Below are 24,869 nucleotides of genomic sequence, written 5' to 3'. Positions count from 1 at the left end.
AATAGAAAAAGGTTTTAGTTTTTCAAAAGGCTCCGTTTGTGAGTCTTTTCTTTTCCTAAGGTAATTTGAAAGACATGAGCGATTCGTCGTTTAGCAAGGGCATCGGGTTAGCCATCGCCGCATCCGTGTTTTGGGGCTCGATGGGCGTTTGTGCACAGTATCTTCTCCAGCAGTGTTCATTTACGCCGCTGGATTTGGTATCCATGCGTTTGGTATTGGCTGGTCTGATCCTGCTGATTATGGAACGGTTGGTATTCGGCAGAAATATTATTTCGCCGCTGAAAGACATCCGTACTACGGTCGGGATTTTAGTTGCCGGTCTTTTGATTCTTGTTTCTCAGCTCACGTTCATGCTTGCGGTCGCCGCATCTAATGCGGGAACGGCCGCCATTGTGCTTACGCTTGTGCCGCTGATTTGCGCCTTCTGGCTCTCTATCACCGAGAAGCGTCCTTTGACAATGCGTGAAGGGATCTGTTTTGTCCTTGCGGCTTCCGGGGTTTTCTTGATCGTGACCAAAGGAAACTTCAGTACGCTGGACTTGTCTTTTGCGGGCGTGCTTTGGGGTTTTGTATCGGCAATATTTTCTGCCGCTTACTCCATTCAGCCGAGAAAACTCATCATGAAAGTCGGCGTTGGCCCCGTTGTCGGCTTCGGAATGCTCTTCGGTGGTCTTGTTGCCTCTGTGATGAACCCGCCCTGGACGATGAACGTTCAATGGACGGTCTTGTCTGTTTCGGCTTTCACTTATGTTGTTCTTGTTGGAACGGTTGCCGCTTTCTGGTGCTACTTGTCCAGTCTTAAGTATGTTTCTGCTGTTATCGTCGGTTTGATGGTTTGTTTTGAACCGTTAAGCGCCTATTTGCTTTCCGTCTTTGCCTTTGATCTGAGAATCGGTATGTGGGAGGGCGCCGGCATCTGCCTTGTGCTGCTGAATGTCCTTGTTTTGTCTCTTCCGAAGAAAAGCTCCGAAGCGATAAAACCATAGAAACAAAAAGGGGATGTTGCAAAAGTCCTGAGAGGGACGGTTAGCGCATCCCCTTTCTATACCCTCTTTTGGCTATTTCATTTGGTTGTAAATTCTTTCGCTTTTTAAGCCTATTTGAGATTCTTTTTGCAGAAGGTTTCTTAAATGTTTCTGCCTCTAAACCTTCCGGAACTTTCCAGTAGGTCGGCAGCTTGCCACTTTTTTTGAATTTAAGAAATTTCCTAATGTTTAGGCCGAGGCAGGTTAATGCAAATTCAAGCCTAACTTTTGCGAGCTTGCGTCTGCGGAACCTCGTATAAGCCATATTTTGCTTCAAGACGCCGAAGGTTCCCTCTACTTGGCAGCTCCGGTTCACTCTCATTTCAATTCCTTCAGGCCTTAACAACCGATCTCTAGCTCCTTGTTTTAAGGTCACGTATTCAGGCATGACTTCGAAGATCCTCTCGTTGCCTTCTTTTTCCTTCATAAACCTCCTGCAGTAGGCCATGAATTGGCAATTCGTACAGTTCTCAACTTTATAGAAAGCAGATTGTTGAGTTTTGGGGTGACGGTTTGGGATTTCAACTCTGTTACCCGTCCTTCCTCCTAAGCAGGATAAGGTTCCGTCCTCTAAATACTCATAGACGGCCGGATACCTTCCGGTACGTTCTCCATTCCAGGAAGGGTATTTAATAAAAGCCTCTATTCCCTTTGTGTTGCAATATTTATAATTTGCAAAGCTGCCATACCCCGCATCTGCGCATATTCTCTTTGGATAACAACCGTACATGGACTTAAACCCCTCTAATGTCGGGATCAGGGTTCGGGTGTCAGAACGGTCTTGAGATAGATAATAAAAAACTATGATGCCTCTGCAAACCACTATCTGAGTGTTATAGGCCGCATGCATCTGACTGCCGAGCCCACTGTAGTAGTCCTCTTTCAAACACATTGCGGTGGCATCGTGATCCGTTTTGTAATAAGAGTTTCTGTCGAGGCCGCAAATTGCTTCTTTTTCTTCATATTCCACCGACTTGATCAAATATTCATAGAGCTGAGAACGCATTTTCTTTAATGCTGTTTCTCCTCCCTCGATTAGCTCGGGATCAATTTTCTGACTCTCGGTCAATTTTTCCGTGAGCAATTTCGAGGAGATTATTCCATCCTTAGGAACATCGTCGCTCAAATGCATCAGTCGTAATAAATTCAAAGCCTTTTCACTGAGCCTCAGATGGAATGTAGTCGGCTTCCAAACGAACTTATATTTGTTGGAATTGGCTTCAAACTTACTACCGTCCAAGAAAACAGTATCGAGACTGATAGCAAACTCTTCCACGATTGCCTGGACAATGCTGATAAAAATCGGGGTTATGCAGTTCTCCAATAAAGAAATAAATCTAGATATTGTTGAACTACTAGGACGATCCTCCCCAATCAAGTAAACAACTCGCAAGTCGTAATAGCATGCGGCTTCGATTTCTCGTAAGGAAGATTTACCCAATGCAAAGCAATATACGATTGCGGAAAATAGACGGAATTTGTTGATTTGCGGTCGTCCTAACTCGGAGTCCAGTCGGACTTCATTTAGGTATTTCCACGCACCTGACTTCTCCAAAAGTAACAAGAAGGCGTCTAGTTTTTCCTGTTCCTTCGCCTCGAGTGGGAAGGTATAGAGAAGGAGAGGCTCAGAAATTGTAAAATGAGTCATGGTATGTGATTCTTGGCGGAACACATCACCATAGCACAGCAGGGGGTTCGATTCCCTCTGCTTGCTTTTAAATCAACGAGTTATCGTTTTTTCTAATTTAAAATCCTTAGATACAAAAAGAGCTGTTGAAAGTCTGCTTTCGACAGACTTTTGCAACAGCCCCTTCTTTTATTAGGGGTCTTTAATCGAGATGCGGACCGAATTTTTCTAATCGCTTACATTCTTCATTGGTAGCAGAGAATTTTTTGAAGTTCTCTATAAATTTTGCTGCCAATGCTTCTGCGCGCCTGTCCCATTCACTCGGATCCTTATAGGTGTTGCGAGGATTCAAAATCTCCGCATGCGCACCTTCAGCGTTAATAGGAATCTCCAAGTCGAAATAAGGAATCTTCTTGGTCGCGCCTTTGAGGATGCTTCCTGAGAGGATGTCATTGATGATGGCTCGCGTGTCTTTAATCGAAATACGTTTTCCCGTTCCGTTCCATCCGGTATTGACTAAATAGACACGGGCACCGTTAGTGCGGGCTTTCCTTGCCAGTTCTTTGGCATATTTAAAAGGATGCAGAGAGAGGAAGGCAGCCCCAAAACAGGCAGAGAAGGTCGGTTGAGGCTCCGTAATGCCGCGTTCTGTTCCGGCCAACTTGCTGGTGTAACCGGAGAGGAAATAATACATTGCCTGATCAGGAGAGAGTATAGAAACTGGAGGCAAGACTCCGTAGGCATCAGCAGAAAGGAAAATAATTTCCTTGGCGGCCGGTCCTTTGGAGATCGGTTTAACGATGTTTTCGATGTGATAGATCGGATAGGAAACACGAGTGTTTTCAGTAGCTGACGTGTCACTGAAATCTACTTTTCCAGCTTCATTTACGATGACGTTTTCCAGAAGGGCGTCTTTTCGAATGGCGTTGTAAATATCCGGTTCGCTGTCTTTATCCAAATTGATGACTTTGGCATAACAGCCGCCTTCGTAATTGAAAACGCCTTCATCATCCCAGCCGTGTTCGTCGTCGCCGATTAAGAGACGTTTAGGATCGGTTGAGAGCGTTGTTTTGCCGGTACCGGAAAGACCGAAGAAGATGGCAGTGTTTTTGCCTTCTAAGTCGGTATTGGCTGAGCAGTGCATCGAAGCGATATGACGAAGAGGGTTGAGATAGTTCATGACCGAGAACATGCCTTTCTTCATTTCTCCGCCGTACCAGGTATTCAAAATGACCTGCATCTTTTCTTTGAGGTTAAAGACGATGGCAGTTTCGCTGTGCAGTCCGAGTTCTTTGAAGTTTTCAACTTTGGCTTTGCTGGCGGTTAAAACGATAAAATCGGGTTCTCCGAAGTCTTTGAGTTCTTCAGGGGTCGGACGAATAAACATATTCGTCACAAAGTGTGCCTGCCAAGCCACTTCCATAACGAAACGAACTTTCAGGCGCGTATTCTTATTGGCGCCGCAGAAAGCGTCAACGACGTAAAGACGGTCTTTATGAGAGAGTTCGTCAATGGCTTTGTCTTTTAGGATCTTCCAAGAGGCTTCTGAGAGCGGCTTGTTGTCGTTCTTATATTCCTCGCTGGTCCACCAGACGGTGTCTTTGCTGACATCGTCAACAACGAAAAACTTATCTTTGGGAGAGCGGCCGGTGTAGATGCCGGTCATGACGTTTATTGCACCGAGTTCGGTGACAACACCTTTTTCGTAGCCGACCAGTCCTTCTGCGGTTTCATCTTTGTGGAGTTGTTCATAGGAAGGGTTATGAACAACCTCTTTGACGTCAGTTATGCCGTACTTTGCTAAATCTAATGTCATGGTTGTAATTCCGCATGGAAAACGGCGCCGAAAGCATGCGTACATTCATCAGCGACGAATCCCACGAATAAAAGTTAGCGTTTTCAATTAAGTGAAAACGAATGGTGTAAATCTCCTCAATTCTACCGCCCAATCGCGAAATTTGTAAAAAAGTATTAATACGGTATTAATCCGAATTATAGGACCGTGAAGAAAAAGAATTTTTGCTTACTTCCTTTAGCCGGAATTTGGTTCTTTATTTTTTACTCTCTAATAAAATAACTCGACATTATTTAGGTTAGGAAAGACAGATGGACAAGAAGTACGCAGCGCAAGAGGCCATTACGCATTCCATGATGGGAAGTCTCGGTTTAAAGCTCATAGAAGAAAAGGAGGGTTTTATTCGCGCTAGTATGCCTGTCAATGACAATACTTCTCAGCCCTTCGGAGTTCTGTGTGGAGGCGCTTCATTGGCGTTTGCGGAGATTATTGCCGGATATGGCTCTTATTTGTGCTGTCCGGAAGGATTCATTCCAGTCGGAAGCTCGGTTTCTGGAAACCATGTTAGTTCAGTGCGCAAGGCGCCGGATGTTTTGGTTTACGCGGAAGCCACGGCTTTACATCTCGGCCGCACGACGCATCTATGGAATGTTGATATAAAAACCGAAAACGGAAGGCTCGTCTCCACTGTCCGGGTGACGAATTTCATCGTTAAAGACAAGTCGGAAAGCTGGAAATAGGAAAAGAAAAAAAGGAGGAAGACCTAGGCCTTCCTTCCCAAAGGAGATTCTAAAGACCCCAAAGTGTTGGCAGGAATGTGCTTAGGCTCGGGAATAACACGATGACGGCTAAGGCAACCAGCGTTGCAATTAAGAGCGGAATGACCGGCGGCGTCATTTCTTCCATCGTCAAATCGGCGATTTGAGCGCCGACATAGAGGTTTACAGCCACGGGCGGTGTGACCTGTCCGACCGCTAAGTTCACAGTCATCATGACGCCGAACCAAACCGGATCCCAGCCGAAGTGATGAACAATCGGAAGCAGGAAGGGAAGCAGAACGTAGTAAATCGAGATTGCGTCCATAATCATTCCGGCTGCCAGCAAAATCACGTTGATAAGGAAGAGGAGCGCCCAAGGGTTATCAGACAGCGCAAGGAGCACCGCGGCGCCTCTTTCTACTAACCCGACGGTACTCGCAACCCAGGCAAATAATCCGGCGCAGGTCACCACAAACATAATGACGGCGGTTGCCTTAACGGATTCAAAAAGGACGTGAAGTAGTTTGTCCCAGGAGTTGAACGCCTTATAAATAAAGGTCCCGACAAACAAACCGTAAAAGATCGCGACAGCTGCAGCTTCGGTCGGCGTGAAGATTCCTCCGTAAATGCCGCCCAAGATGACGACCGGCGTCATGACGCCCCAGATCGCATCTTTAAATACGAGCCAAGTCGATTCCTGACGGGGCAGTCCGCGATAGCCTCTTTTCTTTGAGATGAGGTATACGGTTAACATTAAGAAACCGGCAACCAGCAGTCCGGGGACAATACCGGCGGCGAACAATGCCGGAACGGAAGCATCCGCAATGCCGCCGTAAACAATGAAAGCGATACTCGGCGGAATCACGATGGCTAGGCCCGAAGTCACGGAAACGTTGGCTGCGGCAAAGGCTTTGTCGTAGCCGTTCTTAACCATAGCCGGAATGAGGATTAAGCCGAGCGCAGCGACAGTCGCAGGGCCCGATCCGCTCACGGCGCCCCAGAAGGTGGCGACTGCTACGGTTGCAATGGCTAGACCGCCGGTCATGTCGCCGACGAGGTTTTCGACAAGACGCACAATACGCGCGGCGATGCCGGCGCTTTCCATAATGAAGCCGGCCAAAATAAAGAAGGGAATAGCTAACAAAGGAACTTTAGCGACGCCGGCAAAGAAGTTGTAGGGCAGCATGTCGATGCCCATGTCAAAGAGCCAGCTGACGATGGCGGCAGAAAGTCCAAGACTGATGGCAATCGGAACTCTGCACACCAGCATGAAAATAAAAAGAATCAGCAGAACCAGTCCGGGATCGGACATCAGCGAATTAAGCATGATCTCCTCCTAGAAGTTCTGTTTCTGAATATCTTCAACAGTGCGCTGAAGAATTCGGACAATAATGAGCGCCGAGAAAAGCGGCGTGGCTATGGTGTAGAGCCAAACCGGAATATCCAGAGACTCAGAGGAAACGTTTAGTTCAATTTCGTCAATAACCTCAATCGCACCTAAGTAAGCCAGCATGACGAAGAAAGCCAGTGAGCAAATTACGCCGAAGAAGTAAAGCGTTTTGCGCAGCCATCCGTGGGTAATACTGTAAAGCAGATTCATCGTGAAGTTGCTGCTTTCTCGGAACGCAATCGAAGTGCCGAGCAGTACGATCCACACAAAGAAATTTACTGTCAGTTCCTCGGAAGCAGAAAATGACAGGTTTGTGCAGTAACGGATGATGATGTTGATGAAGGCAATGCAGGCCATGACTGCTAAGAGAAATGACCCAAGGAGCTCTTCAAATCGGGTGTTGAGGAAATGAAGCATAGTTGTTCTTCTTATATTTATTTGTGGTAAAGCCGGTGCGGCCGGAGCCGCACACGGCGTGTCGCTGAGTAATTCAAAAATTACTTGGCAGCCTGCATGTCTTCTTCGGCAGCTTTGACGACATTCGGGCCGATCTTCTGAGTCCAGTCAGCACGGACGCCGGCTGTGGCTTCATAGAAGCGTTTGATCATTTCAGGTGTGTACTCCGTCACGGTCATGCCGTTTTTCTTAAGTTCTTCCTTCGGATTGGTGATAGCAGGGAGCTTATTGATGCTCTTGAGGTATTCATAAGCCTGACCGTTGTCGTTGCTCAGACGGGAAAGGGCTTTGCCGTATTTTTCAGCTTCGGTAGCGCAGCTGAGAATAAGCTTCTGATCTTCCGGAGAGAATTCCTTCCAGACTTTCATGTTGGCAGTGAAGAACAACGGGTCGATCATGTAATGCCAATCGGTGGAGTACTTGTGCCACTGCCAAACTTTAGTCGGGACGTTAATGCCGTTAGTCGGGTTTTCCTGACCATCGACGATGCCCTGCTGAAAGCCGGTCACAGCTTCAGACCAGTTGATAGCCTGAGGGTTGGCGCCAAGGGACGAGAAGATGTCAATGAAGATCGGGGTACCGCATACGCGCAGCTTCATACCCTTCATATCTTCCGGTTTTTCGATCGGGCCTTTGCTCGTAGTTAATTCACGGAAGCCGTTTTCAGACCAGCCGAGGAACTTAACGCCGGTTTTTTCGATGGCTTTTTCCAGCATCTTTCCGGATTTTCCGGCTTCAATAGCGTCGATAGCTTTATAGCGATCCGGATTGTTGGCGACAAAGAAGGGAAGGGCGGTGAGGTTTAATTCTTTGATTTGAGGAGACCAGTTGATGGTGGAAGCTAAAGCAAAGTCAATTGCTCCGCGGCGAACGAGCAAAAGTTCGGAAGTTTGCTTGCCTGCCATCAGCTGAGCACCGAAATACGGTTTGATGTTGATTCGGCCGTTGGATTTCTGTCTGACGCAGTCGGCAAAGAAGGTTGCGGTTTGGCCCCAGCCGGAGGAGGCGCCGGGTACAACGCTGAGCTTGTACTCGGATTTATATGCGGCGGAGGCGGCAGAAAGGCACAGGCCCATGGCAGCGAGTGCGAGGGCAGCTTTGCTTAAGAGTTTAAAGGTCACAATAGTTACTCCTAGAGATTAGAGAATAAAAAGTGTTAGTTAGGTCGAATGAAACCGAAAGCTCATTTGCTCTCGATTTACTGCCGAAGCACACCATTTGTTTAGTGTTCTTTTTTCAATGGAGTCCGGTACGACCCTTGAGGATTTGGTTAGTCTCATACAGGCTTTTGGCCCGTTCCAGACTATAAAAATATTGTATTCTTCGATTACAAAAAACTTCGTTTTTTCACTAAGGAAAACCCTGTATTAACGAGAGCGGATCATCGCAGTTATAGGTGTTTTGAAGTAGGATACCCGCCTATTCGTGCTTGTTCCGCTGGGAGATATAGATGCGCTATTACGATATTGAAGTGGCCGGTACCAAACGTGCCCTGAAACTCTGCCCTATTAATCAAGATCTTTGCATTGCAGCCTTTTTAATTCTCGGCGATACCGAGCTGACTGTTAATTGCGCAGCTGCTCTTTTGGAAAGAGCTCCTAAATATGATTTCCTTTTAACTGCCGAAGCCAAGAGCATTCCTCTGGTTCAGGAAATGGCCCGTCAGAACGGTGATGCACACTATATTGTTGCTAGAAAGGGCCGAAAACTCTACATGGACAACCCCATCTGCGTTGGTGTGAAATCCATTACTACGGAGAAAGACCAGAAACTTTATGTTGATCAGGAAGAGATGGAACAGATGCGCGGCAAACGCATTTTGATCGTTGACGATGTCATTTCTACCGGACGCAGCCTCCAGGCTTTGGAAGAAATTGCTGCCGCTGCGGGTGCCGATGTTGTCGGCAAGATGGCCGTTTTAGCCGAAGGCGATGCTGCTTCCAGAACAGATATTTCTTATCTCGAAAAACTTCCGCTCTTTAACGGCAAGGGCGAACCGCTTCCTTTTGATTAATTTCAGAGAGCTAACTGAATGATCGGCATTATCGGAGCGATGAAGGTTGAGCTTGAGGCTTTGAAGGCAAGGCTTCAGGACGTGACTGTAACCAGAATTTCGGGCGTTGATTTTTACAGCGGAAAGCTGCACGGTACGGATGTCGTCGCCGCAGTGAGCGGGGTCGGTAAGGTGTTTTCCGCCGTTTGTGCGCAGACGATGGTTTTGAAGTTCGGTGTGAAAGCCATTATTAATACAGGTGTGGCGGGAGGACTTTCTCCTAACCTTAAGCTCGGTGAAGTTGCCATTGCATCTCAAGTCTGCCAGCACGATATGGACACGTCTGGCGTCGGCGATCCCAAAGGTTTAATTTCCGGAATTAATAAGGTCTTCATTGATGCCGATCCTCTCTGGGTCGCAAAAGCTGAGAAAGCGGCACAGAAATTAGGCATTCATACTGAAACCGGCGTGATTGCTTCCGGCGACCAATTTGTCTGCGATACGGACCGTAAAGCTTGGATTCGTGATTTCTTTAGAGCCGAAGCTGTAGAAATGGAAGGCGCGGCCATCGGTCAGGTGTGCTTTGTCAATGAAATCCCGTTTGTTGTGATTCGATCTATTTCCGATGATGCTTCCGGCCACGCACCTGTTTCTTACGAATCCTTCTTTAAAGAGGCGGCTCAGCGAGCCGTCGCACTGACGGAAGAGATGCTCAAAGAAGCCTGAGAGCATTCCAAAGCAGAAGGATTTTTCCTGGAGTTAGTTGAAGGAGCGAACTTCGCGAAAAGTCCTTTTTGCATTTTGGATGAATTTTTTAGATTTTTGCTGCTTAACGGCTTTCAAGCTTTTAGAAACTTTTTCTTCAAAACAGAAGAATCTAATTGAGACAAAACGAGTCCGAAGAGCACAAGGAACGCTCCGCTGGCGGACCAAACAGTGCGTTTTTCGCCAAGGATAAAGTAGGAACAGATAAGGCAGATCACCGGAATAAGATAAGTATAGGCGGCGGTTTCCAAGAGTTTTGAGATTATTCAAAGGAGGGGGGGGGTGGCAGGGGAAGAAGGATTCGAACCCTCGAATGCCGGAATCAGAATCCGGTGCCTTAACCAGCTTGGCGATTCCCCTGCAACATAAAGTTCAGCGAGATGGCAGGGGAAGAAGGATTCGAACCCTCGAATGCCGGAATCAGAATCCGGTGCCTTAACCAGCTTGGCGATTCCCCTGTGCTGAGAAGACTGAATTATACACAAAACAAAAACTTTTGCAGGGCTCAACGCAGAAACAAATCAAGGCACTCTCGAGTGCCTTGTTTGTAAAAGAAAAAATATTTTTTGAAACGTCGCTAGAAGATCATATCTGCCAGCTGAGAGATCAAAAAAGCACAAAGAGTGATGGTTGCACCAAGCTTAAATAACTTGACCTGTTGTCTTCTAAGGTCCCGTGCAGCGACGCGGGCTTTAGCACTGTCTCTATACATCGCGGACTCCTTTATGAGGTATTTCGTCAAATGAATTATATCTGAACTAGGGAAAGTTTCTAGGTATTTATACCTAAGTAAAATCAAAATGAGCGTAAAAATTTGTGAGCTAACTATTAGCGTTAGGCAAATTCTTCCACAAATGAGGCAGGGCAGGAGGACATCAAGAAACTTTCGTGTAACACATATAAGAGATGAAGTTTGCCCGATACTGCAATTCGTCTTTTGAGTAAAACCTCTTCAAAATTTTTCGATTCTATTCGTGGTGTGAAGAACCTTTTCAACTAACGTTCAAGTTGAATTTCTAAAGATAAGGAAAAAATGATCGTAAATACTGCTAAATTCTTTCCTAATTGATAATGATAATCAATAGCTATAAATTTCATCAAACTTTACATGTTTTAAGTTGTATCTCGTTCATTTACAGTTATAATCCGACGATCAAGCAGGGAAGCACTGCTTCTCCACTCTATAAACAAGCCCCCTTCGGGCATATCCGGAAAGGAAATATTTAAATGGCAGAAGAAACCAAAGTAGAAGAAAAGGTAGAGGAAAAAACAGAAGCCACAGCAGCTCCGGCTGAAGAAACAAAAGCCGAAGAAGTTAAGCCGAATCCTCTTCAGCGCACCATTGAGCTGACGATTTCTCGTAAAGAACTCGATGCTCGTGTTGCTAAAGCTCTTCGCGAAAAAGCAAAGAAAGCTAAATTCCACGGTTTCCGTCCCGGCCATGCTCCTGCCGCTATGGTCAGAGCCGCTTATGGTCAGGAAATTCAGTTTGATGCAATCAACGCACTCGTTTCTGCCGCTTTCGTTGAAAAAGTTCAGGAAGGCAAATACCACGTCTCCGGCTACCCGGATATCGCTCCGACCGAAGGCGCTCCTGAAAATGAAGACACAATGTCCTTCACAGCTACTTTCGAAGTCTTCCCTGACGTCGAAGTTCCTGACATGAAAGACGCTTCCGTTACAGAATACGAATGCGAACTGACAGACGCTGACGTTGAAAAGACACTCGACGTTATGCGCAAACAGCGCGCCACTTTCGAAAAGGCTGACAAGGCTGCTGCTGACGGCGACCGCGTTATCGTTGACTTCAAGGGCACTCTTGACGGCGTTGCTTTCGAAGGCGGTACAGCTAAAGACTACGCTTTCGCTCTCGGCCAGGGCAGAATGCTCCCCGAATTCGAAAACGCGATTCGCGGTATGAAAGCCGGCGAAACCAAGACTTTCAACCTGACTTTCCCTGAAAACTATCCTGCCAAGAACCTTGCCGGCAAGGAAGTTCAGTTCGAAGTTACGCTGAAAGAAGTTGACGAAGAAATTCTTCCCGCCCTTGACGACAAGTTCGCAAAAGACCTCGGCGTTAACGATGGTATCGACAAACTCAAGGCTGACGTTAAAGAAAACCTCCAGCGCGAAGTGACAGCTCGTCTTGAAGCACGTACTAAGCAGAGCGCCATGAATGCTCTTCTGTCCGTTGCCAAGTTCCCGGTTCCGCACGCTGCTGTTGAAGAACAGAGAGAGGCTCTGGTCCACGACGCCATCGAAAACATGAAGGCTCAGGGAATTAACCTCCCCAACGACAGCATTCCTGCCAACGCCATGCTTGACCAAGCTGAGCAGAGAGTTCGTCTTGGACTGCAAATCAGCGCTATTGTTGAGAAAGAAAAGATTACTTCTACTGATGAACAGATCAAAGCTTTGGCCGACAACATCGCCAAGAGCTATGAGGATCCGAAAGAAGTCGTTGATTGGTACCTCAACAACCCTCAGCACAAAGCTGAGCTTGCCGCGGTTGTTGTGGAAAACAATGTCGTCGCTTGGATCCTGAAGAACGCTCAGGTCAAGAAAGAACCGATCTCTTTTGAAAACCTGATGGGTCGCGGTCAGCAGGCTTAATCAATTTCAGGCGTCAGAGGCAATAAAATGCCTCTGAAAAATACAAACAAGTCGGCAAGGTACTCATTAGTCCTTGCCGTTTGTCATTGAAAACTACTACAAACCACGGAGACGCGTATGCCCGACTTTTCAAACTTTAATTCTGCACTTATACCGATGGTTATCGAGCAGAGCGGACGCGGAGAGAGATCTTTTGACATTTACTCCCGCCTGTTACGCGATCGCGTAGTCTTCCTGGTAGGACCGGTGACTGATCAGAGCGCCAATTTGGTCGTTGCTCAGCTGCTGTTCCTGGAAAGTGAAAATCCGGATAAGGATATTTCGCTCTATATCGATTCCCCCGGAGGAAGCGTCTACGCCGGTCTTTCCATTTACGATACGATGCAGTTCATCAAGCCAGATGTTTCCACCATTTGCTTAGGCATGGCTGCTTCCATGGGTGCGTTCCTGCTTGCTGCAGGTGCGAAGGGCAAACGCTTTGCACTGCCGAACTCCCGCATCATGATTCATCAGCCTTCCGGCGGTACAAACGGAACCGCTGCAGACATTGAAATTCAGGCGAAAGAAATCTTGGAGTTGCGCAGCCGTTTGAACACAATCCTGTCCGAACATACCGGCCAGTCCATTGAAAAGATTGCGGTCGACACCGAACGCGATAATTTCATGAGCAGCGCACAGGCAGTGGAATACGGAATTATCGACGGCGTATTTAGAAAACGTTCCGAGCAAATCATTAGAAATAATTGATTTTGCGGATTAAAGATTTAAGGAAGTTATGAGCGATAACAAAGAGGGACCCGTCTGTTCTTTTTGCGGAGCCAAAAAGGGACAGTACTCTGAAATTTATAAGTCAAACATCGGAGATCAGTACATTTGTAAAGAATGTACTGAAGAGCTTGCTCGTTACTCCGGTGTGGTTGAAGAAGCTTTGAAGCGCTACCAATATCTCGAAGCTCACAATAAGAACGCAGGTTCCGAAGCCCCCGCTAAAGAAGCCGAAGCAGAAGAGGCAGAAAAGCAGGATCCGATTTTGTACGGAGAACTGCCAACGCCGAAAGAAATTTATGCCAATCTTGACCAATATGTGATCGGTCAGGAACAGGCGAAGAAGGTTCTTTCTGTTGCGGTTTATAACCATTACAAACGTCTTAGAAGCAAATTCATCGGAGATGATTCCGACGAAAAAGTTGAGATTCAGAAGAGCAACATTCTTCTTATCGGTCCGACAGGTTCCGGCAAGACGCTTTTAGCTCAAAGTTTGGCCAAAATGCTGAATGTTCCTTTTGCAATTGCAGATGCAACGACTCTGACAGAAGCCGGCTACGTCGGTGAAGACGTCGAAAACGTGATCCTGAAGCTTCTGCAAAGTTGCAATATGGACCTCAAACGCGCTCAGATGGGCATTATCTATCTTGATGAAATCGATAAGATTGCCCGCAAGAGTGAGAACCCGTCTATTACCCGCGACGTATCCGGCGAAGGCGTTCAGCAGGCTTTGTTAAAGCTCGTTGAAGGTACCGTTGCCAATGTTCCGGCTGCCGGCGGAAGAAAGCATCCTCAGGGAAACAATATTCCGGTCGATACTTCGAACATCCTCTTCATTTGCGGCGGCGCATTTGAAGGTTTGGATAAGATCATTCGCAGAAGAACCGAGCGCAGCGGCATCGGCTTTGAAGCCGATGTTAAGGGGGCCGACGATAGAAGCGAAGGCGAAGTGCTCCGCGATATTGAAGCTAAGGATCTAGTTCGCTACGGCTTGATTCCTGAGTTGGTCGGACGTCTCCCGGTGATTGCAACGTTGGATGACCTAGACGAAGAAGCGCTGATTCGCATTCTGACCGAACCGAAGAATGCGGTCCTGAAGCAGTACGCACGATTGTTCGAATTGGAAGGCGTTGTTCTCGAAGTCGAACCGGATGCGCTCAAAGAAGCAGCCAAAATGGCTCAGGAAAGAAAGACCGGAGCCCGCGGCCTGCGGTCCATTATTGAGAATGCACTCCTTTCTGCTATGTTTGAGATTCCGAGCAGAAAAGACGTCGCCAGAGTGGTGGTGAAAGCCTCCACGATGAGAGACGGACAAGCCGAGTTCATCACTAAATAACGGTAAATAGGAGGTCGCTTCGGCACCTCCTTTTTTCTCCTTGGATGGTCTGTTTATCCACCATCCCTTGATTAAGGTCCCCAAAATAGCCACAAAATCTTGAAAGGCTTAAGGCGAGGGGCCTTTTACTTTTGATACAGTATAGAAACGATTTTTAAATATTTGGCGCCCTTGATTTTTTTTCAAGCGTCCCCAAGTAGTAACTTACGTAGTGTATTTTTTAGCAGTAAGGATTTAGATGATTCAGAAACGTACAACTAATTCAAATCCGATGATGTCGGTGTTGCCGCTGAGAGACATTGTTGTCTTCCCTCAGATGGTTGTGCCGCTCTTCGTCGGACGCGAGAAGTCGCTTAGTGCTCTTCGCAATGTCACGTCTTCTGAGAAGGCGAACAAAGAGCTTTTGCTCGTCGCACAGCGCGATGCAGGCATCGAAGATCCATCTTCCGATGATCTGTTTGATGTCGGTACGGTTGCGCGTATCGTCCAGTCTTTGAAGCTGCCTGACGGTACTTTCAAAGTCCTGGTAGAGGGTATTCGCCGTGTCCGAGTTACTCAGTACAAAGAAGACGAGCAAATTTTTGCTGAGGTGGAAGACATTCCTCAGGATAGAATTTCCCAGCGCACTTTTGAGCCGCTGCGCAGGACGATCCTGACAGCCTTTACCGAATACCAAAAGAACAATAAGAGAATTACGAACGATCAGCTGAATCGGATTTCTTCATTAACCGATCCGGAACAGCTCATCACATCCATTGCCCAGTTGCTGGTTCTTTCTCCTTCCCGTAAGCAGGATCTGCTTGCAACGGTTGGAACAAAGGAACGTCTTGAACTTCTTTTTGACATGCTCGAGGAAGAAGTTGACATTCAGCAGACGGAAAAGCGTATTCGCGGCCGTGTGAAGAAGGCAATGGAAAAGAACCAGCGCGATTATTACCTCAATGAACAGGTAAAAGCCATTCAGAAAGAATTGGGCGATACCGACGAAGAATTTGAGGAAATCGAGCGCAAGATTAAAGCTGCCAAGATGAGTCCCGAAGGCGAGGAAAAGGCCCTCGGCGAACTCAAGAAGCTCCGTATGCAGGGTCAGAACAGCGCGGAAGCCAATGTGATTCGAAATTACATTGACACGCTGATTTCTCTGCCGTGGAGCAAGAGAACTCGTGTGAACACGAATCTCATCAAGGCAGACGCCGTTTTGGAAGAAGACCATTACGGTCTTGAGAAGGTGAAGGAACGCATTCTTGAATACTTAGCGGTTCAAAGCCGAGTCAAGAATGTGAAATCTCCGATCCTCTGCTTAGTCGGACCTCCCGGAGTCGGTAAGACATCTTTGGGCCAGTCTATCGCCCGCGCAACCGGACGTAAGTTTGTGCGTTTGGCTTTAGGCGGCGTAAGAGATGAAAGCGAAATCCGAGGTCACAGAAGAACCTATATCGGTTCCATGCCGGGTCGAATTCTCCAGAGTCTTACTAAGGCGGAAACCAATAATCCGCTTTTCTTGCTCGACGAAGTCGATAAGATGGGTATGGACTACAGAGGCGACCCAGCGGCTGCGCTCTTGGAAGTGCTGGATCCTGAACAGAACAACACTTTCCAGGATCACTATGTAGAAGTGGATTTCGATCTGTCACATGTGATGTTCATTGCGACTAGCAACTCCATGAACATTCCGGCTCCGCTGCTTGACCGTATGGAAGTGATACATCTTTCCGGTTACACGGAGGATGAAAAGCTCCACATAGCTCAGAGACATCTGATCCCGAAACAGATGAAACTGAACGGTGTGAAGCCGGGCGAACTCGAGATCGAAGACTCTGCGATTGTTGACATCGTTCGCTACTACACCCGCGAAGCAGGTGTCCGCAGCCTAGAGCGCGAGATCAATAAGATCTGCCGTAAAACGGTCCGTGACATCCTTTTGAAGAAGACCAAAGGAAAGGTGGTCGCCAACTCCGACAATCTTGACTACTTCCTCGGTGTCCGTCGCTACAACTTCGGTGTCATGCACAAGGGCGATCAAGTCGGCCAAGTCACAGGTCTTGCTTGGACGGAAGTCGGCGGCGATCTGCTTACGATCGAAGTCGCAACAATGCCGGGTAAAGGCCAAATAACACGTACCGGTTCTTTGGGCGATGTGATGAAAGAATCTGTAGAAGCTGCACGTACAGTGGTTCGTTCGAGGGCTTCTCGTTTGGGCATTACCTACAAGCAAATCTCTGAGACGGATATTCATGTCCATTTCCCGGAAGGAGCTGTGCCTAAAGACGGTCCGAGTGCGGGTTCCGCTATCACGCTGGGCTTGGTTTCCGCTCTGACGGGTATTCCTGTCAAGGCTGAAGTGGCTATGACCGGTGAGATTACGCTGAGAGGCGAAGTTCTTCCGATCGGCGGTTTGAAAGAGAAGCTTTTGGCGGCGCTTCGAGGCGGTATCAAAGAAGTGCTAATACCGGAAGAAAACGTGAAGGATTTGGAGGAAGTACCTGAAAACGTCAAGGAAGGATTGGTGATTCGTCCTGTCCGCACCATTGACGAAGTGTTCCAGTACGGTTTATCCAAGCAGCCTGAAGCGTTACCTCAGACAATTGAGCAGCCTATCACTGCGAAACAGCAGATTGAAGTGGGAACTTCAGCTACGGGATCGACTGCGCGCAACTAAGATCAACTGGTTTAAGAGGAGGGGGCTTCGGCCCTCTTATTTTTTACCCAGACTCAAACCGATTGAATTTATGTAACAAATTTCGACCGACTCAAGCTCTGTTCAGGTAGTCAATTTCGAAATCATTTGTTGGTTTTGGAACTTAAAAGGATGGGTTTGAAACTTGTAAAAATATGGGGGCAAATTCAATAAAACAGACTCATAGTTAATCAACAACCTCAGGCCAGATAAGAAAATTTGCCTCACAAATGGGAAGAATTGCCTAGAAAACCTTTAATTTGCCCACAAATACTGCTATGATTAACGAATCAGAGTTTATTTACCCCTTTATCTCTCTCGGAGGGAATGATGAATAAAGCAGATCTCATAGAAGCCGTCGCAATTAAATGCGACATTTCCAAACTTGCAGCACAGCGCGCTGTTGATGCGATGATCGACACAATTACGAATGCATTGCAGAACGGCAAAGAAGTCCAATTACTCGGCTTTGGTACTTTTTCTGTTGTCGAGCGTGCAGCTCGCAAAGGCCGCAATCTTCGGACAAATAAATCAATTGATATTCCGGCCCGTAAAGTTCCGAAGTTTGTTGCTGGCAAAAATTTAAAAGATGTAGTAGAATAGAATCTTTCGTGATTGAGACAGCGAGATCTTAATAACGAAGGATGCTTAGCTCAGTTGGTAGAGCGGCGCCCTTACAAGGCGTAGGTCGGGAGTTCGAGACTCTCAGCATCCACCAAGGAGTGGTAGTTCAGTTGGTTAGAATACCGGCCTGTCACGCCGGGGGTCGCGGGTTCGAGTCCCGTCCACTCCGCCAAGATTCCAGCCCTGTGAGGTTCTTTCACGGGGCTTTTCTTTTTTTAGTCGAAGCGTTTTAACTTCCATTCTGAAATATTGCAAAATTTAGAGCCTCTAGCAGAGGCCGGCCTCTGAACCAAATCGGCCTCTCTAGAATTCTGTTTCTTCTTCGTCTTCGTAATCCTGTTCCTTTTCCGGCTCTGCGTCGGGAACCGGAACTCCGAGAGCTTCAAATAACTTCCTTCTTTTTCCGGCGATCTCTCCGAAGTAATAACCTCCGCAGAATCTGGCCTGCATCACATTATTCAAAGAGTCAAGAACTCTGCAGTCTCCGTCATAAACCATCGGCAGTGTGCTGTTCTTTTTGCACTCTTCACTATATTTTCTCAATCTCGTTCTGACGATCATTGCAATAGAGGTCGCCAAGAACCTGAAATATTGCAAAATTTAGAGCATCTAGCAGAGGCCGGCCTCTGAACTTAAGGCGGCCTCCCTAGAATTCTGTTTCTTCTTCGTCATCGTAATCCTGTTCCTTTTCCGGCTCAGCGTCAGGAACAGGAACCCCGAGAGCTTCAAATAACTTCCTTCTTTTCCCTGCGATTTCTCCGAAGTAATAGCCTCCGCAGAATTTGGTCTGCATCACATTGTTCAAGGAGTCCAGAACTCTGCAGTCTCCGTCATAAACCATCGGCAAGGCGGTGTTCTTTTTGCACTCCTCACTGTATTTTCTCAGTCTCGTTCTGACGATCATTGCAATAGAGGTCGCCAAGAACTGCACAAATGTTTTGCCGGTTAATGACTCGTTATCAGAGACTCGGTTTCGAGAGCAGCCCAAGCGAGATTTGAGCGTTTTAAACGTATCTTCAACGATCCAGCGTTCCTGGTAAGCACACCAAGCTTTTCCGGCATCAGATATTTCGTCACTCACGAGCACTCTATAACCTTTGTAGCGGAGCTTTTGGTCTACTTTTTTATTGTCGACGGTGTAGCTGACGGCGTTGTCTTGCTCATGTTTTTCAAAGACTTCTTCCAATAGAGTTTGTTCGTTTTCATCGAGCGCCTTACCGTTGGCTATCTTTTCCTGTACGCGATCGATTCTCTCGAACAGTCCTTGTCTGGCGTTCTCAGCAATTTGTCGATCGAAGTAGATGTGCCAGTAAAGCTCCGCAGTTTCCTGTGTCTTTCTTGTGGATCTCTGGTTTTTTACAGGACTAGGCTCGTAAATCCAGTTGATTTTCTTTGTCACCTGGAAGACCTGGGTATACCAATCCCTTCGGTTTAGGTCCTGGAGATTGAGTCTTTCTTCATCAATGAGTTCCTGGGTAAGACTGCCTAACACCCCGCATTTCATGTTGAACAGAAATCCGACTTTATTTCTCAGGCAGTCATTGATATTTCTTGTGCCGCTGTAGCCGCGGTCAGACACAAGGACGACATTTTGGATGCCTAGTCGCGAGTTATCAGCGATAACTCGTCTGACAGTTTGTACATCCGGAACGTTTCCATCGTAGGTTCGATAGAAGATGGGCAGCCCGCTTTTGGACTCAACCAACATCAGCAGATTAATTTGAGGAAGGTTGTCCTCGTCTTTATTCCTGCCTCTTTCTACGTTTGGCAGTTTATTAGCGTAGCTGGAAATGGAAGTCGAGTCTAAAGCCAATGTCAGTTTGTCATCGTCCCCAACTTTTTTCTTCTGTTCTATTAAGCTTTCCTGTACAGCTGAGAAGTAATTTTCTATCTGTTGTTTTTTGATTTTCCTAAAAATCCTGCCTATTGAGGAGGGATGCAAAGGCCCTCCCCACGGCAGACGGGTTGCTTCGGCAAAGGTCGGATACCTAGAAATATTGTTGTCTTGGTTAAGGATTATGAAGTACGCAATCGATAAAACTTTTAGATAGTCCCGGCGCTGAGGAAAGGCTGTTTTGAGAGCTTCTCCAATGGGAGATTGAACAACGAGCTGATCCAGTGCCCAGGTAGCTCCCGCGTGCAGTTGTTTGACTTCCATTGCCTGAGAAAGCGTAAAGCCGCCTTCGTTCATGGGAGTAAAGACATAATCTTTACCTTTGCGTTCACAGATAAAGTCCCTCAATTCCGGGCGCTCAGCTAAAAAATGGTCATCCCATCGGATTCTTCCCTCTTTCTCGCCTGAGGTGACAGTGCCGACTTTCTTGAAGCTGGCGCGGTAACTTCTCTTTTTCTCCGGGTCCCATTTGTTCTTGTAGGTGTAAACATAGAAAGCCGAAGGACTCTTTTTAATGATGAGCGGCGGAAGTTTGGGCGTTTTCATGATTAAAATAGATTATCTAATTAGATAATCTAGTATAACATAAAAAATCCTTCTATTCCACTGAAATAAAAGGATTTAGTATGATTTTTAAACTTTTGGTTCTCTAGTTTTGCAATTTTTCAGTTCCATTAAAAACATTTAAAATCAAATAGATAACATTAAAAAATAGATTTCTCTAGGTTAGAAATTCAAAAATTGACTTATCTATAGAAGGCTTACAAAGAAAAACATTTTTCACAATCTGTCTTATTTGTCATTTTTGTTGACTTTTATTCAAGAAGATAGTTAAAAAATTGTACGTACAAAACTGATATAAGTTTAGCTTGCTTCATTTTTCCGCGCTTTTTCGTCTTAAAGACACCCCTATAATTCGCCGCTCTTGAATGCTTCTTTCGGCTCACCTTTTGTCTGTGGTGAGAACTAAAGAATGTAAGAAATAACGAAAAAGGATCTCATGAAGCACCCAAGAAAGATAATAAAAGCGCAAACCGCAAACGCCGTACTTCTTTCATTATTCACGGCTTTTTCTCCGTCCCAAGTTTTTGGTTCAAGCCTGAATTCCGAGCCTCCTAGGTGATAATAAATCTTGGGGGCTCAGGTATTTTTAGGCTTTCTAAAGTATCCCGCAGCTTCTTAGGGATGAGGTCCCAGTAAAAAGAATTGTTCTCTTCAGAACTCCTGCTGGTTACATCGATAGTTTCCATCATCCTTAAAAAATCAGGGATGTCGTCCGGTAGGTACTTCGGAGGAGTTTTCAGCCTTCCGGCAGCTTCTCTTGCCAAATGGAACCTCATCTTTAAGTTCATCAGCAGAATCAAGCTGAGGAACAGCACAAAAACCTTCCCTTCAAGGGCGCTTTCCTGACAGTGCATACGTCGACCTGAGCAGCGTTCTTTGAGGTTATTGAAGTTCTTTTCAATGATGTCTCTTTGCCGATAGATTCTGAGAGCCTCTGCCGGCTTCTTAACGGTATTAGAAACCAAGATAAATAAACCGAACTTTTTCTCGTTTTCTCTCCACCGTTCGGGGCTGTAACTCCATCCCAAGGATCCCTTATTAAAGAAACGGTTGCGAAGATCCCTGTCCGCATCGTTCAGAGCAGATTTCTCTAAAAGTTTTTTCTCAACCGCCTTAAGTCGTCTCAGAAGCGATTCTCTTTCGCAAGCCGCGCGGAACGGATCTAAATAAACATGAATGAAGAGGGAGCGACGTTCCTGATGGCCGGTTGTCGGATCTCTATAAGTCCAGGTCGTTGACGCAGTCTTGGCTTGCACGGAGTATTCGTCCAAGAAGGTGTCTAAACCGCCGACTCTTAGCAGGGGTTCAAAGTTGGTCAATACGGATTTGCAGTAAGAAAGATTAGTCTTGGAGCCGCAGATAAATCCCAAGTTTTGCTCATAAAGCCTGTCTAACAAGGTCGGAGAACTAAAGATCCGATCCATCACCAAACTAACATCTGAGCTTTTTAAGTTTGCGGTGTCGACCAACATTTGTCTTAACGCCAAAGGATCGCTTAAGGAGCCTTCGAGAACTTTGTAATACAACGGCTCTCCCGAGCTCTCGGAGACAATCAAGCCCAGGTTGATTTGTGGAAGCTCGGGATTTTCTTTGCTATATCCGTAAGAGACTTTTCGGATGGTTTCGGAATACGAAGAGATGGAGGTAGTATCAAAGCTCCAATAGACGCCTCCTTCCGAATCTTGCTGTGAGCGGAATAACCGCCTTTTTAGAAAGGCCATAATCTCCGGATTTGAGAGCTGCTGAAAAAGGTCGGAAATTTGCTGAGAAGTTGCAGGAGGACCGGGCAGCCAGGTATGGTGGCTGTAAATCTCAAATTCGGAAGCCACAGCACCGGGATCGGTGGCAAAAAATATCGACAGCGAAAGAAGAAGGGAGGCTGTGTCTTTCCCAAACACTGCCTCTAAGTCAGCAGCGACATGATTTTGTTTGGCGATTTCCCACAATACGTATGATGCACCGGCAGATAAACGAGTGTCTTGATCAAGTTCACGGAAAAAGGCTTGCCTTTGCTCAGCCATGTTAGCCAGCGGAGGTAAGGCAGAGACATTTCCGCCGGAAAGCCGGACTTGTCTTCCCGCTAGCTTTGCACGGCATCCTTTTAGCGACGGGTACTGACTAAGAAACCGTTTCCCCAGCTCGATTGAGTTGTCATCTAAAACTCTGCCTACCGTCTTCTGGAAAAGCTTCTCGCATTTATTGTCTTTCCATTGGTTTTTATAGAAGATGGCATAGGAAATCCCGTGGTTATTCTTAATAAAAACCGGCGAAATCGATCCTGTAGCAAGGAAGGTGTCTTCCTGGCTTTGCACATCTGACTTCATAGGAGATAGAGTATTTCTCATAGGGGATAATTATCCCCTATGAGAAATAACAAAACAATCCCTCAGCTACCCAAAAAGAGCTAAGAATCAATGGGCTACAGAATAAATGAGAAAAATTGTGAAAATATCACCTAGAAACTGAGGAATTCAGGTTCAAGCTTTGCATCAACCGATGCAAACGAATATTTATTTAAGGAGTATGTTCCTAATCATAAGCGGATTCATTCTGCCCCGATAGAGCATGTATTGAGAAAAGAACTTGAGGATTTTGTTGGCAAAGGAGACTACGTGTTCTTTTCCCAAGAAACTGAAATAACTTGGAATGTTTGGACCGAAGGCAACATCCTCGGCAATTCTGTCGCAACTCACGGTAAAAATTTAATTTTCAAAGCGGACAAGGGCAGTTTTGTTCTCACACCTGAGTCTGTTTCAGTAAAAGGTTTTGGTTCAGCAGTCCAGGTTGGATATCAAGACAGCGTCCATATTTCGGCGGGAGAGAAGATTATCCTCAATAAACCGCAGCCCGGGGTTCTGGATGGCCACAAAGATCCGTACTCAATTACGTTGGGAGAGGGGGCTTCCGCCTTTCTGGAGGCCAAAGAAATCATCCTCTACGGCTCAATCGGGTGGATGGGCGCTGGAAGCAAAGCTGAGCTGAAAGCTTCAGAAAGTGTTCAGATTTTGACTGAAAAGGAGAAACACTCAGGTCTTTTTCCTTTATGGATCTTTGATGGCGCTCTGATCATTGATGCTCCAACCGTAATGATCAATCGCGATATTCTTGTTTCTAACTTGGACGAAGGTTACGAAACTTACGTTCATATCGGTCTTGATGAGAGGAAAGAATTAAAAACAAGAGACGTTCTATTCGGCGGAGAAATAACAGTCCGCGCTCAAAGTACACTCAAAGCAAAGTCATCCGATTCAATGATTTTTGATAAGGCTTTGCTGATAGACGGAAGCGGAAAAGTTGAAATTGAAAGCCGGAATATCGCCTTAAAAAAATTGAATTTTCAACAGACTGGCGGGTCTGCGTCTTTTACTGTTCTCCCCGAAGGAAGCCTAAAATTTGCTGATGCAGTCTCGGTTATTAATGGTGCGAGGCTGGATATTACTTTAGGCGAGAGAAGTGTCTTAAACGGTGCTGTCTTTACGGATTTTCAAGAGGGAAAGGGAGGTTCATATATTTCTTTGGGCGCCGGCAGCATTTGGCAAAACGCGATGCATTCCAACGTCACAGAGCTGACCGTATCGGAAGGTGCGGTTATAGAAGTTGGAAGCGACAAAGGCCTTCGTCCTCTGGAAATTCAAAGCCTCAAGGGAACGGGGGCGGCGTTCTATCTTCCGGGAGGAAGGGCTGGAAGTATCCGTCAGAGTGGAGACGCAGAGGGCGTTCACTCTGTTTATCTAGGAACCAGCGGTGCGAGCCTTACGGAGACGAAGTTAGTCCATCATGTTTTTAGTTTTGATGACGCTCTGCCCAGTGCTAACAGGTCCGAATTTGTTTTGGGCAATGGCGGCTTGGTAGAAGCCGGACCCTTTCAATATAAGCTGGATATCCAGCCGGTTGAGTATGAAGATCAAAGAGTTTGGTTAATTACTTCCGAAAAAGAAGAAAAACCCATTTTTCCTGTCTTTCCTCCGAATGATTCGACTGTACCTCCGCTCGATCCGGGTGAAACTCCTTCGATTCCGGCGCCCGCTCCCGAAGTACCTGAAGTCGGCTTGTCTCGTTCGGGTAAAACCGTGCTTTCTGTTGTTGGTTCGGGTGCCGCTGTCGTTCAATACCTCAGTTCGCTGGCGGACCTTCAGGAAAGAACGGGTGAGTTAAGAAGAGGCGCATCTGACGGAGCTTATGTTTTAGGCAGATACGAGAAGGGACGTTTTGCTTCCTATTCATCCGTTGGCAGCAGACTGAGATATTCGACCGTTTCTTTTGGTACCGATAAAAAAATCGATCAGAATTGGATTATCGGCGCCCAACTTGGCATGACTGACGGGAACATTAGGGTCGAGGGAGACGCGGGGAAGACAGACATTCATTCTTTTGGCGGTAAGGCCTATCTGACGTGGTTTAAGGAGGATGCCTACGTTGATACAGTGCTGACCTTTAACCGCCACAAGCAGAAAATGCGAGCCAACTTAATGGAAGGAACCACTGCGTGTCGCAGGATACGGTCTTGGAACAACATTCCCTGTTCCGCGGAACAGGTTACGATTTTTTAAATTTGGTCTCCCGGGCCAGCCCCTTATTTCGAGAGAC

The 24,869-nt window shown here is 46.6% G+C and carries 19 protein-coding genes, 4 tRNA genes and 1 pseudogene; 12 read left to right on the top strand and 12 right to left on the bottom strand.

Annotated elements, in window-relative coordinates; genetic code table 11:
* Positions 1-74: 74 nt before the first annotated feature.
* On the top strand, positions 75-986 hold the full coding sequence (locus ACZND6_RS09395) for a DMT family transporter (protein WP_021867875.1): 912 nt from the start codon (positions 75-77) through the stop codon (positions 984-986).
* A gap of 40 nt (positions 987-1,026) precedes the next feature.
* On the opposite strand, the gene ACZND6_RS09390 is transcribed toward ACZND6_RS09395, so the two are convergent.
* Positions 1,027-2,673 carry a transposase gene (locus tag ACZND6_RS09390; RefSeq protein WP_489524602.1) on the bottom strand — a complete coding sequence of 549 codons (1,647 nt, stop codon included), beginning with the start codon at positions 2,671-2,673 and terminating at the stop codon, positions 1,027-1,029.
* Positions 2,674-2,854: 181 nt separating this feature from the next.
* Positions 2,855-4,468: a phosphoenolpyruvate carboxykinase (ATP) gene (pckA, locus tag ACZND6_RS09385; RefSeq protein ID WP_489524601.1), complete on the bottom strand. Its 1,614-nt coding sequence runs from the start codon at positions 4,466-4,468 to the stop codon at positions 2,855-2,857.
* Between the two features lie 290 nt (positions 4,469-4,758).
* Between pckA and ACZND6_RS09380 the strand changes: the two genes are divergently transcribed.
* Positions 4,759-5,187 carry a PaaI family thioesterase gene (locus tag ACZND6_RS09380; protein WP_008811365.1) on the top strand — a complete coding sequence of 143 codons (429 nt, stop codon included), beginning with the start codon at positions 4,759-4,761 and terminating at the stop codon, positions 5,185-5,187.
* A gap of 49 nt (positions 5,188-5,236) precedes the next feature.
* Here the strand turns inward: ACZND6_RS09380 and ACZND6_RS09375 are convergent, their stop codons facing one another.
* The 3 genes from ACZND6_RS09375 to ACZND6_RS09365 all read right to left on the bottom strand — a co-directional run bounded on the left by ACZND6_RS09375 (position 5,237) and on the right by ACZND6_RS09365 (position 8,172).
* Positions 5,237-6,532, bottom strand: coding sequence for a TRAP transporter large permease (locus ACZND6_RS09375; RefSeq protein ID WP_039896112.1), 1,296 nt, complete (start codon positions 6,530-6,532; stop codon positions 5,237-5,239).
* A 9-nt stretch (positions 6,533-6,541) separates the two neighbouring features.
* The gene (locus ACZND6_RS09370) at positions 6,542-7,012 is read right to left on the bottom strand and encodes a TRAP transporter small permease (RefSeq protein ID WP_008865066.1); all 471 of its coding nucleotides are present in this window, start codon (positions 7,010-7,012) and stop codon (positions 6,542-6,544) included.
* Between the two features lie 80 nt (positions 7,013-7,092).
* Positions 7,093-8,172, bottom strand: a complete 1,080-nt coding sequence (locus tag ACZND6_RS09365; protein ID WP_278385279.1) for a DctP family TRAP transporter solute-binding subunit — start codon at positions 8,170-8,172, stop codon at positions 7,093-7,095.
* Positions 8,173-8,501: 329 nt separating this feature from the next.
* Between ACZND6_RS09365 and ACZND6_RS09360 the strand changes: the two genes are divergently transcribed.
* Positions 8,502-9,065, top strand: a complete 564-nt coding sequence (locus ACZND6_RS09360) for a phosphoribosyltransferase family protein (RefSeq protein WP_008811361.1) — start codon at positions 8,502-8,504, stop codon at positions 9,063-9,065.
* Between the two features lie 18 nt (positions 9,066-9,083).
* Entirely contained in the window at positions 9,084-9,770 is a 687-nt protein-coding gene (locus ACZND6_RS09355; RefSeq protein WP_008811360.1) for a 5'-methylthioadenosine/adenosylhomocysteine nucleosidase, read from the top strand.
* Between the two features lie 113 nt (positions 9,771-9,883).
* Here ACZND6_RS09355 and ACZND6_RS09350 read toward each other — a convergent pair whose 3' ends face one another.
* From ACZND6_RS09350 to ACZND6_RS09335, 4 genes are all read right to left on the bottom strand, one after another.
* A complete protein-coding gene (locus ACZND6_RS09350; protein ID WP_353772859.1) occupies positions 9,884-10,060 on the bottom strand; it encodes an EamA family transporter in 177 nt (58 codons plus the stop codon).
* Between the two features lie 32 nt (positions 10,061-10,092).
* A tRNA-Gln gene (locus ACZND6_RS09345) sits at positions 10,093-10,169 on the bottom strand.
* Between the two features lie 21 nt (positions 10,170-10,190).
* Positions 10,191-10,267: transfer RNA gene (locus ACZND6_RS09340), tRNA-Gln, on the bottom strand.
* Positions 10,268-10,386: 119 nt separating this feature from the next.
* Positions 10,387-10,521, bottom strand: coding sequence for a hypothetical protein (locus ACZND6_RS09335; protein ID WP_021867869.1), 135 nt, complete (start codon positions 10,519-10,521; stop codon positions 10,387-10,389).
* 515 nt (positions 10,522-11,036) lie between these two features.
* On the opposite strand from ACZND6_RS09335, the gene tig reads away from it, so the two are divergent.
* The 7 genes and pseudogenes from tig to ACZND6_RS09300 all read left to right on the top strand — a co-directional run bounded on the left by tig (position 11,037) and on the right by ACZND6_RS09300 (position 17,996).
* Positions 11,037-12,422 (top strand): trigger factor, encoded by a 1,386-nt coding sequence (tig, locus tag ACZND6_RS09330; RefSeq protein WP_118631540.1) that lies wholly within the window; start codon positions 11,037-11,039, stop codon positions 12,420-12,422.
* 117 nt (positions 12,423-12,539) lie between these two features.
* Complete coding sequence (gene clpP / locus ACZND6_RS09325) at positions 12,540-13,169, top strand: ATP-dependent Clp endopeptidase proteolytic subunit ClpP (RefSeq protein WP_489524600.1); 630 nt, start codon at positions 12,540-12,542, stop codon at positions 13,167-13,169.
* Between the two features lie 28 nt (positions 13,170-13,197).
* Entirely contained in the window at positions 13,198-14,523 is a 1,326-nt protein-coding gene (gene clpX, locus ACZND6_RS09320) for an ATP-dependent Clp protease ATP-binding subunit ClpX (protein WP_489524599.1), read from the top strand.
* A 238-nt stretch (positions 14,524-14,761) separates the two neighbouring features.
* Positions 14,762-17,182, top strand: a complete 2,421-nt coding sequence (gene lon, locus ACZND6_RS09315; RefSeq protein ID WP_008811355.1) for an endopeptidase La — start codon at positions 14,762-14,764, stop codon at positions 17,180-17,182.
* A 330-nt stretch (positions 17,183-17,512) separates the two neighbouring features.
* Positions 17,513-17,803, top strand: a pseudogene (locus ACZND6_RS09310) (HU family DNA-binding protein); the annotation flags it as partial.
* Positions 17,804-17,842: 39 nt separating this feature from the next.
* Positions 17,843-17,918: transfer RNA gene (locus ACZND6_RS09305), tRNA-Val, on the top strand.
* 1 nt (position 17,919) lies between these two features.
* A tRNA-Asp gene (locus ACZND6_RS09300) sits at positions 17,920-17,996 on the top strand.
* A 131-nt stretch (positions 17,997-18,127) separates the two neighbouring features.
* Here the strand turns inward: ACZND6_RS09300 and ACZND6_RS09295 are convergent.
* The 3 genes from ACZND6_RS09295 to ACZND6_RS09285 form a co-directional block, all read right to left on the bottom strand.
* Positions 18,128-18,367 carry a hypothetical protein gene (locus ACZND6_RS09295; RefSeq protein ID WP_489524598.1) on the bottom strand — a complete coding sequence of 80 codons (240 nt, stop codon included), beginning with the start codon at positions 18,365-18,367 and terminating at the stop codon, positions 18,128-18,130.
* A gap of 103 nt (positions 18,368-18,470) precedes the next feature.
* Positions 18,471-20,264 carry an IS1634 family transposase gene (locus tag ACZND6_RS09290; protein WP_489524597.1) on the bottom strand — a complete coding sequence of 598 codons (1,794 nt, stop codon included), beginning with the start codon at positions 20,262-20,264 and terminating at the stop codon, positions 18,471-18,473.
* Between the two features lie 569 nt (positions 20,265-20,833).
* The gene (locus tag ACZND6_RS09285) at positions 20,834-22,627 is read right to left on the bottom strand and encodes an IS1634 family transposase (protein ID WP_337582884.1); all 1,794 of its coding nucleotides are present in this window, start codon (positions 22,625-22,627) and stop codon (positions 20,834-20,836) included.
* 267 nt (positions 22,628-22,894) lie between these two features.
* On the opposite strand from ACZND6_RS09285, the gene ACZND6_RS09280 reads away from it, so the two are divergent.
* A complete protein-coding gene (locus tag ACZND6_RS09280; RefSeq protein WP_489524596.1) occupies positions 22,895-24,832 on the top strand; it encodes an autotransporter outer membrane beta-barrel domain-containing protein in 1,938 nt (645 codons plus the stop codon).
* Positions 24,833-24,869 lie beyond the last annotated feature (37 nt).

The organism is Parasutterella sp. (genome assembly GCF_057870745.1).
This window is presented reverse-complemented; position numbering and strand designations above follow the sequence as displayed.